Genomic DNA, 10108 nt, shown 5'->3' on the forward strand with positions numbered 1-10108 from the left:
GAAATCCTGATTACTATCATCGCGTCGTCGATTGCCAATGGGCCTGCCCGGCCCATACCGACGTTCCCGAATACATCCGGTTGATCGCCCAGGGTCAGTTCACGGAAGCCTATCTGGTCAACCGTGAGTCCAACGTGTTCCCGGGAATTCTCGGCCGCGTTTGCGATCGACCTTGCGAGCCCGCCTGCCGGCGCGGCCGCGTCGAAGCCGCGCCTGACAACGAACCGGTCGCCATTTGCCGCTTGAAACGCGTCGCCGCCGATCATCGCGACGACGTGCGCTCGCGCTTACCCAAAGCGCCGGCTCAGAAAAATGGCAAGCGCATCGCCTGCATCGGTGCCGGGCCGGCCTCGCTCACAGTCGCCAACGATCTGATGCCGCTGGGCTACGAGGTCAGCATCTTTGAAAGGTGGGGCACGCCCGGCGGCCTGATGCGCACCAATATTCCTTCGTTCCGTCTGCCCGAACGCGTGCTGGCGGAAGAGATCGGCTACATCATCGATTTGGGGGTGGACCTGCGTTTGGGCTCACCGGTGACGAGCATGCAACAACTGCTCGGCACCGGTGAGTTCGACGCTGTGTTCGTCGGCAGCGGCGCGCCCAAGGGCAAAGATTTGCAGCTGCCCGGGCGCAAGGATTCAGCGGCCGCGGCGCGTATTCACATCGGCATCGACTGGCTGGAATCGGTCGCGTTCGAACACGTCAAAAGCATCGGGCGGCGCGTGCTGATCATCGGCGTCGGCAACACTGCGATGGACTGTTGCCGCTCCTCGCTGCGACTCGGTGCCGACGATGTGAAAGTCATGGCACGCAAACCGCGCGCCTTCTTCAAGGCTTCCGAGTGGGAACTCGAAGACGCCGAAGCCGAGAACGTCGAGATCGTGGTCAATCACGCGCCCAAAGAATTCGTGATCGCCGACGGCCAGCTGGCCGGCATGCGCTTCGACGTCATGGAATACGATCTGGACGCTCGAGGCAACATCACCGCCGAGCGCGTGGTCGGCGAAAAATTCCTGGCTTGCGACGACGTGATCCTGGCCATCGGTCAGGAAAATGCCTTTCCCTGGATCGAGAACGATTTGAACATCGAGTTCGACAAATGGCACGTGCCCAAAGTCGACCCGGTCACCTTCCAGTCGACCCGGCCCAATGTGTTTTTCGGCGGCGACGCCGCGTTTGGCCCGAAGAACATCATCTGGGCGGTGGCGCATGGCCACCAGGCAGCCATTTCACTGCATCGCTATTGTCAGGGCGAAAACGTCAACGAGCGCCTGCCGCGCTTGTTGAATCTGTCGAGCCGCAAGATGGGCTTGCACGAGTGGGCCTACAAAAACGATTACAACCCGGTGGAGCGGCGCTTGATGCCGCACGTGGCGTTGAAGGAACGTTTCAAGAAAATCAACATCGAGGTGGAGCTGGGCTTCAGCGCCGAGCAGGCCGCAGCCGAAGTACAGCGCTGCTTGAACTGCGACGTACAAACCGTGTTCGAGGCCAAGCTTTGTATCGAATGCGATGCGTGCATCGATATTTGTCCGGTCGACTGTCTCACCATGACACCGAACGGTGACGAAGCCGAGCTGCGGCAGCGCTTGAAAGCACCTTCACTGCGCGTCACGCAGCCCTTGTTTGTTTCCGCACCGTTGCAACATACGGAGCGAGTCATGGTCAAAGACGAAGACGTCTGCGTACATTGCGGACTGTGCGCCGAGCGCTGCCCGACAGCAGCGTGGGACATGCAGAAGTCGAAAATCCGCATTCCTTATGCGAGCGACGAGACCACTCCATGCAGCACGCAGCCTCTCCAGAGTCGCCGGACCGCCTGAACGATTTCGTCATCAAGCTTGCAAACGTCAATGGCACCGGCTCTGCCAGTGCCAATACGCTGCTGATGAAATCCATGTTCCGGATGGGCATTCCGGTGATGGGCAAGAATTATTTTCCGTCCAACATCCAGGGCCTGCCCACCTGGTATGAGATCCGTATTTCGCGCGACGGTTACGTCGCCCGTTCCGGCCGCATCGACTTCATGGTGGCCATGAATGCCGAGACCTATGCCAAGGACGTGAAAGAAGTCAGCCCCGGCGGCTACCTGCTGTACGACTCGACCTGGCCGCGGCCGGCGCTGCTGAAACGCGACGACATCACCATCTTTGGCGTACCACTGGCCCGCATCTGTAACGAGACGTTCCAGGGCGTGCGCTCGCGAATCCTGCTCAAGAACATCGTGTACGCCGGCGTGCTCGGCGCGTTGCTGGACATCGAACTCGACGTGATGCGTGCGCTGCTCGGCGAAAGCTACGCGAACAAGAAGTCCTTGCTCGACTCCAACGTCAAGGCGCTGGAGCTGGGCTACAACTACGCCAAAGAACATTTCCAATGTCCGTTGCCGCTGCGAGTGCAACGCATGGACAAGACCGCCAATCACATCCTGATCGATGGCAACACTGCGGCTGCGCTGGGCTGCATGTATGCCGGCGCCACAGTGGGCGCTTGGTATCCGATTACTCCGTCGACGTCGTTGATGGATGGCTTCAAAAGCTTTTGCCAGAAATGGCGCATCGATCCGGAAACCGGCAAGCGCAATTACGTGATCGTTCAATGCGAAGACGAGCTGGCGGCCATCGGCACCGTCATCGGCGCTGCATGGAACGGCGCGCGCTCGTTCACACCCACCAGCGGGCCGGGCATTTCTTTGATGAACGAGTTCATCGGCCTGGCTTACTACGCCGAAGTCCCCGCCGTGATCTTCGACATCCAGCGCGTCGGCCCGTCGACCGGCATGCCGACGCGCACTCAACAATGCGATCTCACGCTCGCGGCGTATGCCTCTCACGGTGACACACGCCATGTACTGCTGTTCCCCAGCAGTCCCGAAGAATGTTTCTACATGGCCGTGCAAGCCTTCGACCTGGCAGAACGGCTACAGACGCCAGTGTTCGTCATGTCCGACCTGGACATCGGCATGAACGACTGGATGTGTCCGGACCTGAAGTGGGACGACAGTTATCAACCCGATCGCGGCAAGGTGCTGAGCAAAGAAGAGCTGGAGAAGATCGAGAAGTTTTATCGTTACTTCGACCACGATGGCGATGCGATTCCGTATCGAACGTTGCCGGGCACGCATCCTAAAGGCGCGTACTTCACGCGCGGCTCGGGCCACACTCAGTATGGCGCCTACACCGAAGACTCTGCCGAATATCAAATCGTGCTGGATCGGTTGAAGCGCAAGTTCGATACCGCCAAGACGCTGGTGCCCAAAGCGGTGCTCGATGGCCGGAACGGCTCGGGGCTAGGTTTGGTATCGCTGGGCAGTTGTGACGGCGCAGTCCGCGAAGCTTTGGATCTACTGCGTCGACGCGGCGTTCAGATAGATTATTTGCGAGTGCGGGCTTTTCCGTTCGGTCAGGACGTCGAGGATTTTCTGGCCTCGCATTCACAAGTCTTTGTGGTCGAACAAAACCGCGACGCTCAGCTGCGCGCCTTGCTGACGCTGGAAACGGCCGTCGAAAAAGCCAAGCTGCACTCGATCCTGCATTACAGCGGCCTGCCCATGTCGTCGAGCGTCATCGTCGACGGCGTGCTGGCGTCGCTGCCTGAGAAGCGCCTGGCCGCTGGGAGTCGCTCATGAGTTTCATCGCCAAGCCAAAGATTGCGCATCCCGGTTTGCCCCGGAACGAGCTGGGGCTGACTCGTCGTGATTACGAAGGCGGCATGTCGACACTGTGCGCCGGTTGCGGCCACGACTCGATCACCGCCGCACTGGTCGAGGCCTGCTGGGAAATGTCCATGCGGCCCGAGCAGTTGGTCAAGCTGTCGGGCATCGGCTGTTCGTCCAAGACCACGGCCTATTTCGTCAGCGGCGGTCACGGCTTCAACTCCGTGCATGGACGCATGCCGTCCATCGCCACCGGCGCCATCGCCGCCAACAAGGATCTGCATTACATCGGCGTTTCAGGCGACGGCGACACTCTGTCCATTGGCTTCGGTCAGTTCGCGCATGCCATGCGCCGCAATCTGAACATGCTGTACATCATCGAGAACAACGGTGTGTACGGCCTGACCAAAGGTCAATTCTCCGCCTCCGCCGATATCGGCACCAAAGCCAAGAAGGGCGAAGAGAATCAACAACCGCCCATCGATCCGGTGCAAGCCGCGCTGACATTGGGCGGCACATTCATCGCACGCAGTTTTTCGGGCGATAAAGAGCAGTTGGTGCCGCTGATCATCGCCGGCATGAAGCATCGAGGATTCGCGCTGATCGACGTGCTGTCACCTTGCGTGACGTTCAACGATCACGTCGGTTCGACCAAGAGTTACGAGTTCGTGCGCGATCATTACGATGAAGTGGTGCACACCGATTTCGTGCCGCCAGCGAGCGAGATCACTGCGCAGTACGCGCAAGGCGATGCCATGCCGGTGACGCTGCACGATGGCAGCCGCATCCTGCTGCGAAAACTGGATCCGTCGTACGACCCGACGCATCGCGGCCATGCTTACAACTACTTGCGCGAAAAGCTGGCGCAGAACGAGTTCGTCACCGGGCTCATTTATATCGACGGCAATAGCCCGGAGTTTCACGAGGTGAACGGCACGACCACGACACCGGTGAATCAGCTGCCGTACTCGAAGCTCACGCCGGGCACCAAAGGCTTGGAAAAGATTCTGTCGCGTTTCCGCTAAGGCCGGCTCAGAGTTCGAACAACACTTCGGACTTTTCGTAGACCTTATTGATGCGATCGCCATCCCAAACATAGGCGAGGGCCGCGCCGGCGACGGGAATACTCACAGCCTGCGGCTTGAACGCGGCGACACATTCGCCCCCTTCATGGCGCACGCTGCGATAGACCAAGCCCCAGTGACCTTGTTCACGCAGCGGCTTCGCGTAGGCCTGCGACGTGGCGTAGTCGTCCGGATGATGCAGATGATTGAAGCGCGGCCCGCGAATATCTAGCAATGGCTCCAACGGCCGACCGACATAAGCGCGCATGTCGACCTCACACGGAGCTTCGCGAGTCGCCGCGAGAAACTTGGCGCGATGGTAAGCAGTCTCTCGCACGGCTGTTTCGAGCGAATGTGATGCGTAGTAGACGCCATAACTGCCGTCGCTGAAACGACTCGGAAAACCGGTGTGCGTGAAGGCGGCCATGACGATGCTCGCGCCAGGTCCATGCACTCGATGTTCGTCGGGCATCACCGGCGCCTCACCACTCTCGTCCCGCAGACGATCGTTGGTCAGACTCTCGATGAACCAGCCGAGCTCCATTTGTCGCGCCGGCAAAATATTTTCAAATACGTTTACCGGTGGATGCCGAGCGGCAACGATGCGATAGATCTTTTGCCAGCGAAGCGTGGTCTCGCGTGCGTCGGTCATCCGCGCTGCGCGTCCAGATAGCGACGCACGTCGGCCAGATCCACGACCCGACCCGCGAGCATCCTTTCCAATGCCGGCTTGCCGCCGAAACCCTGCGCGGTGTTGGCCTTCTTCACCCACGCATCAGCGGTCTCTTGAGTGGGCAGCAGAATATGCAGCGCTTTATAGATACCCATCACGTAGCTGATGCGCTCCAGAGTATCTGCGGACAAGCGCGCGGCGCGGTCACTCTTCCATTTGAAGAACGTGGAGCGAGGCGGAGCACCCAGCAACACCCGCTCCTCCTCCGCGCCCAGATGCCAGGCGGCGGTAATGTTGAAAAAGGCGGTCAAGGCGGCGGCGCCCAGCTCATCGGCATTGAAGCCGGCGTTCTCGAGGCTGCGGGGTTGGAACATGGCCCAGTCCTCTAATGGAGTATCTGAGAAATTACTCCAGTTTGGGACTGAACGCCATAGTAAAGATTCAGACATGCTCAGACCTCCAGCGCGGCGCGGATTCTGGCCAGTGCCCGCCGCGGCTGGCGGAGCACTTCCGGCCCATCCAGAACCAGAATGGTGTAACCCATGTCGTTCAGGAACTTGCGGCGGCCAGCGCGCCGCTCGGCGAGCGCAAAGTCTTCGCATGAGCTGGCGCCGAGCTCGACGATGAGGGCGCGCTCGGCAAATAGGTACTCGACCGCGAACGGGCCGATTTCACAGTGACGAGTCAGGGGGAAGTGCCGCAGCTCGCGTGCGGCCAATAGCTCAGCGAGCGCTTGCTCCTCGCTGGCCGCGCGTTCCTTCGCAGCTCGATCCTTGAAGATCGGATTAAAGATTCCATTCAACATGGAGCGCAGCCTAGCTGCCGCGCTCGGGCCCAATCAGTTCAATAATTGGGCGCTTTGCCTAGAAATTCCTGCACCCAAGCCGGGCGATTTCAGCTCCAGCCGCGCTGCCGGCCCAACCACAGCCGACACACCGGTGCATTACGTTCAATCGGCGCGCCGACGCGACGATGTTTTTTACCGAGCTGTATGCAACGCGGATCGTGCGCCCACTGCAAAGCGTAGACCACCGGATCCAGGCTGGCATTGACCATCTCGCGAAGATGCTGGCCCCATTGCTGTGTCGATTTCATAACAACCTCGACTTCTTTCCGCTTTCAGAACGTTTCGCTCACGTAGGCAGTTCCGCCGCCTTAGTCCGAGACATCGGCACATCGCTGCTGCCGTTTAGCGACAAGGCGCACAGATTGGAGAACTCGCGAGCCTTTTTCCGACCTGCGGTCGCGCTCGACGATTCTTTTGCGAGTTGGCCTTAGCTTATTTGAAGTGCCGGTATGAGCCCCCGTAGGAGTCGTGAGCGCGCTTGGTTATGATCGCGGCGTATAAAACGGATACGGATGGGGATGCATATGACTTCCAGCCTTTTCGATCTCACCGGCAAAGTTGCCGTGGTCACCGGCTCGAGCCGCGGCATCGGGCGAGCCATCGCCGAGCGCATGGCGGAACACGGTGCGAAAGTCGTGGTCAGCAGTCGCAAGCTCGACGCGTGCGAGGAAGTCGTCAAAGCCATCAAGGACAAAGGCGGCGAAGCCATCGCGCTCGCGTGCAACATCAGCCGCAAAGAAGATTTGCAGAAGCTGGTCGACGACACTGTCAGCCATTGGGGCGGCATCGACGTGCTGGTGTGTAACGCTGCGGTCAATCCTTACTACGGGCCGTCAATCAACATGCCGGACGACGCGTACGACAAGGTCATGAACAACAACGTGCGCAGTAACTTCTGGTTGTGCAACATGGCGCTGCCCCAGATGGCCCAGCGAGGCGGCGGCTCGGTCATCATCATTTCGTCGATTGCCGGCCTGCTCGGCTCCACCACTCTCGGTGTTTATGGTTTGTCCAAGGCCGCGGACATGGCGTTGGCGCGCAATCTGTGCGCCGAATGGGGCCCGAAAAACATTCGCGCCAACTGTATCGCGCCCGGCCTGGTGCGCACCGATTTCGCCAAGGCGCTATGGGACGATCCGAAAATCTACGAGCAGACCGTGAAGGTCTATCCGCTGCGCCGTATCGGCGAGCCCGATGAAATCGCCGGCGCCGCCGTGTTTCTCGCCGGGCCGAGCGGCTCGTTCATGACCGGCCAAACCATGGTCATCGACGGCGGTGGCGTGGTCGGCCGCGGCGGTTAAGTCTTGGCCCGCGGCACGAAAAAGAAATCACCCACTTCGTGCCCGGCGCCTTTGATGGACTTGAACTCCGGCGTCTGCACGAACTTGTTTTTCTGTGCGGCGATCTCGACCCGCTTGCGGATGCGGCTGAACAATTCAGGGCTGGAAAGAATGCCCTGATTGTTCTCCAGCTCATCCAGAAAGGCGCGAGCGAACACTGAATTGCCGCCGCTACCTTCATCCAGCACCGGCCGATCGCCGCCCGAAGACAGCAGCAGCCGCGCACGCTTCGGCAGTTTGAATTTGATGTAGTCCTTCGAGTAAGTGACTTTGTCGTTGAGGAACAAATAGCTCGGGTCGGTGGACAACAAGCCGGCGTAACACGAGTCCGCCACCACGAGCACGCGCTTGGCCGGCAGCCGGCCCAGATGACCCGTGATCTGCTCGTTCGGCACCCAGAACGTATCTTTCGGCGGCGCGTCCGCATTCACCGGCAACCAATAGCCGGCCTCGCTCTTGCCACTCTGCAAACGCGCACCGTGGCCCGCGTAATAGATGAGCAAGTTGTCGTCCGGCTTGAGCACCGAGTTCAGATCGTTGATGGCCTTCAACATGGTGATGTCGTTGGCATCCTCGAGGATGGACACAGTGAAGCCGTAACGATCGGCCAGAATTCGCGCCGCACGCGCAGCGTCGTAGCGTGGTGTCGCCAGACTCTCAATGCTCTGATAATTCTGATTGCCGATGACGATGGCGTAGTAACGTCCGAAGTTCATTCCGGCCAGCGTGCGCTCGTCAGCGGTGGGCGGCAGTTGCGCTAACTCGGTCGTGCCTTGCGGTGTGCGCGTCTTGGGAATGCTGGCCAGCCGTTCAGTGCTCTTGCGACGCTCCGACTCCAACTGTTCGATCCAGCGTTTCAGCGCTTCGATTTCCTTGTTGCCGCTGTCGGCGGCCTGCTCCACCGCCGGCTTCTTGGCCAGCTGTTGTTGCAAGTCCTTGAGCTGCTTTTGTAACAGATTGAGCTGCGCATCTTTCTCGGCGATGGCGGTGTCGAGTTGTTTCCGCAGCTCATCCTGTTCGCGCTGCGCGGCCGATGCGAAAATGATGCTGTCTTCGGGAACGCCCCAAGCCTGGCGATACAGATTCAGCGCCTTCAGACCATCTTGCGGCACGCCGAGGCCCTGCTCATACATCGTGCCGAGGTTGAACAGCGCGCGAGCATAGTTTTTATCGGCGGCCTTCTGGTACCACTTGGCCGCGGCTTCGTAGTCGGGCGTCACGCCCATGCCACGCTCATAAATCTCGCCGACATTGGTTTGGGCTTCCAGATCGCCGGACTCTGCGGCCTGCATCCAGATGCGTAATGCAGACTGCAGATCCGCGCGGTCGTAAGCGACATATTCGCCGCCACGGATCGAACATTCCGACGCCGTGGTGCGAATCGGTCGTCGCTGCGACAGGAAACTACTGTTGCCTAACTGGCGCACCTGCCCCGGCAACAAACAATCGACGATTTCCAGGTCGGCGCGCTTGACCATGCCTTTGGTCGGCGTCGGCGCGGCCGCCGCAGCGATGACGAACAGACTCGGCACGACCAAGGCGGCGAATCGACCCATCATCTTCGGCAGCGGACGCGTTTTCATATTAGAAGCTTCGTTGTAGTCGCAGACCCAGGCTCACATCTTGGAAACTGATGAACTCGAAACTCTCCAGGCGCTGATATTCGACATAGGCCGAGATCCCGTGAATGAACTGCGCCGACAGGCCGGCGGCCAGGCGCCAGTACGACTCATCCGGGTTATCCGTTTCCACCAGGATGGGCGGCGCGCTGACGGCATTGGGATCGGCAGCGAACCGTACGCCGAACACATCGACGTCGTCTTTGAACTCCCGCACGTAGTCGATGCGAACATGAGGCAACAACACTCCCCAGTTCAAATTCCAGGCATAGGTGGCGCGGAAGCCCAGATTGCCGGTGAAGGACTGAAAGGTCTGTTGGTCGTAGATCAGGTTCAAGCCGCCGGCGCCGTTCTCGGTGAAGCTGTCGATGGTGGCATCGATATAGAACAAGCCGATGTTGGGCGATATCGTCAGCCCGCCGATCAGGAAGTCATAGCCACCGGACAGGCCGGCGCTATAGGTCATGCCATCAGTGTCGCCGTGCGCATCGACATTCACCAGACCACTGCCGTCGACATAGGTGATGTTTCGGTCGGCACCATAGTCGGCGTTGGCGACGTTGACGATGGCGTCGAAGTACAGATTCTTGGCCACGTAAGCCGAGCCATACAACGACAGGGCCCAAGTATCGGTTTCCAAGCCGCCTTCATCGCTCGGTTCGAAATCGATACTGGATTGACCGTAAGCGAGCGCCAGGCCGCCGACCAGCTTGTCGTTGAAGCGATAATCCAGACCGCCCACCAACGCCCACTGGTCGGCATCGAAGGCCGGGCTACTGGCGCTGCGATCCTTTTCGCCGAAGCTGAAATTGCCACGCGCCCACATGCCCCACTTGTCGCTGAGCAAGCCGCCAGGCTCATCCGCGCTGGCGCCGCCGCCGAGCAGGCCTTTCGCCATTTCCTGTAGCTG

Annotated in this window: 10 protein-coding genes; 4 read left to right on the plus strand and 6 right to left on the minus strand. The window is 59.9% G+C overall.

Annotated elements, in window-relative coordinates; genetic code table 11:
- From JNL55_RS24320 to JNL55_RS24330, 3 genes are all read left to right on the plus strand, one after another.
- The coding region (locus tag JNL55_RS24320) for an FAD-dependent oxidoreductase (protein ID WP_293860293.1) at nt 1-1823 on the plus strand (1823 nt) is incomplete at its 5' end.
- Entirely contained in the window at nt 1784-3628 is a 1845-nt protein-coding gene (locus JNL55_RS24325) for a 2-oxoacid:acceptor oxidoreductase subunit alpha (protein ID WP_293860295.1), read from the plus strand. The genes JNL55_RS24320 and JNL55_RS24325, both read left to right, overlap by 40 nt.
- On the plus strand, nt 3625-4680 hold the full coding sequence (locus tag JNL55_RS24330; protein WP_293860297.1) for a 2-oxoacid:ferredoxin oxidoreductase subunit beta: 1056 nt from the start codon (nt 3625-3627) through the stop codon (nt 4678-4680). The genes JNL55_RS24325 and JNL55_RS24330 overlap by 4 nt, the downstream gene beginning before the upstream one ends.
- A 7-nt stretch (nt 4681-4687) precedes the next feature.
- Here JNL55_RS24330 and JNL55_RS24335 read toward each other — a convergent pair whose 3' ends face one another.
- The 4 genes from JNL55_RS24335 to JNL55_RS24350 form a co-directional block, all read right to left on the minus strand.
- Nucleotides 4688-5371, minus strand: coding sequence for an RES family NAD+ phosphorylase (locus JNL55_RS24335; protein WP_293860299.1), 684 nt, complete (start codon nt 5369-5371; stop codon nt 4688-4690).
- Nucleotides 5368-5766 carry an MbcA/ParS/Xre antitoxin family protein gene (locus tag JNL55_RS24340; protein WP_293860301.1) on the minus strand — a complete coding sequence of 133 codons (399 nt, stop codon included), beginning with the start codon at nt 5764-5766 and terminating at the stop codon, nt 5368-5370. The genes JNL55_RS24335 and JNL55_RS24340 overlap by 4 nt, the downstream gene beginning before the upstream one ends.
- A 77-nt stretch (nt 5767-5843) precedes the next feature.
- A complete protein-coding gene (locus tag JNL55_RS24345; RefSeq protein ID WP_293860303.1) occupies nt 5844-6197 on the minus strand; it encodes a DUF559 domain-containing protein in 354 nt (117 codons plus the stop codon).
- A gap of 89 nt (nt 6198-6286) precedes the next feature.
- Nucleotides 6287-6487, minus strand: a complete 201-nt coding sequence (locus tag JNL55_RS24350) for a hypothetical protein (RefSeq protein WP_293860305.1) — start codon at nt 6485-6487, stop codon at nt 6287-6289.
- 276 nt (nt 6488-6763) lie between these two features.
- On the opposite strand from JNL55_RS24350, the gene JNL55_RS24355 reads away from it, so the two are divergent.
- Entirely contained in the window at nt 6764-7540 is a 777-nt protein-coding gene (locus tag JNL55_RS24355) for an SDR family NAD(P)-dependent oxidoreductase (RefSeq protein ID WP_293860307.1), read from the plus strand.
- Here the strand turns inward: JNL55_RS24355 and JNL55_RS24360 are convergent.
- Together JNL55_RS24360 and JNL55_RS24365 are read right to left on the minus strand one after the other, a co-directional pair.
- Nucleotides 7537-9162: a caspase family protein gene (locus JNL55_RS24360; protein WP_293860309.1), complete on the minus strand. Its 1626-nt coding sequence runs from the start codon at nt 9160-9162 to the stop codon at nt 7537-7539. The genes JNL55_RS24355 and JNL55_RS24360 overlap by 4 nt on opposite strands.
- Nucleotide 9163: 1 nt before the next feature.
- Nucleotides 9164-10108, minus strand: a 945-nt coding sequence (locus JNL55_RS24365) for an autotransporter outer membrane beta-barrel domain-containing protein (RefSeq protein ID WP_293860311.1), incomplete at its 5' end; no start/stop codon positions are given.

This window comes from Steroidobacter sp., from assembly GCF_016790065.1.
GTDB lineage: Bacteria > Pseudomonadota > Gammaproteobacteria > Steroidobacterales > Steroidobacteraceae > Steroidobacter.

Excerpts from the sequence above, each read along its gene's own strand:
- JNL55_RS24325 (WP_293860295.1), top strand. The coding sequence starts at position 1,784 with ATGCAGCACGCAGCCTCTCCAGAGTCGCCGGACCGCCTGAACGATTTC.
- JNL55_RS24330 (WP_293860297.1), top strand. The coding sequence starts at position 3,625 with ATGAGTTTCATCGCCAAGCCAAAGATTGCGCATCCCGGTTTGCCCCGG.
- JNL55_RS24335 (WP_293860299.1), bottom strand. The coding sequence starts at position 5,371 with ATGACCGACGCACGCGAGACCACGCTTCGCTGGCAAAAGATCTATCGC.
- JNL55_RS24340 (WP_293860301.1), bottom strand. The coding sequence starts at position 5,766 with ATGTTCCAACCCCGCAGCCTCGAGAACGCCGGCTTCAATGCCGATGAG.
- JNL55_RS24345 (WP_293860303.1), bottom strand. The coding sequence starts at position 6,197 with ATGTTGAATGGAATCTTTAATCCGATCTTCAAGGATCGAGCTGCGAAG.
- JNL55_RS24350 (WP_293860305.1), bottom strand. The coding sequence starts at position 6,487 with ATGAAATCGACACAGCAATGGGGCCAGCATCTTCGCGAGATGGTCAAT.
- JNL55_RS24355 (WP_293860307.1), top strand. The coding sequence starts at position 6,764 with ATGACTTCCAGCCTTTTCGATCTCACCGGCAAAGTTGCCGTGGTCACC.
- JNL55_RS24360 (WP_293860309.1), bottom strand. The coding sequence starts at position 9,162 with ATGAAAACGCGTCCGCTGCCGAAGATGATGGGTCGATTCGCCGCCTTG.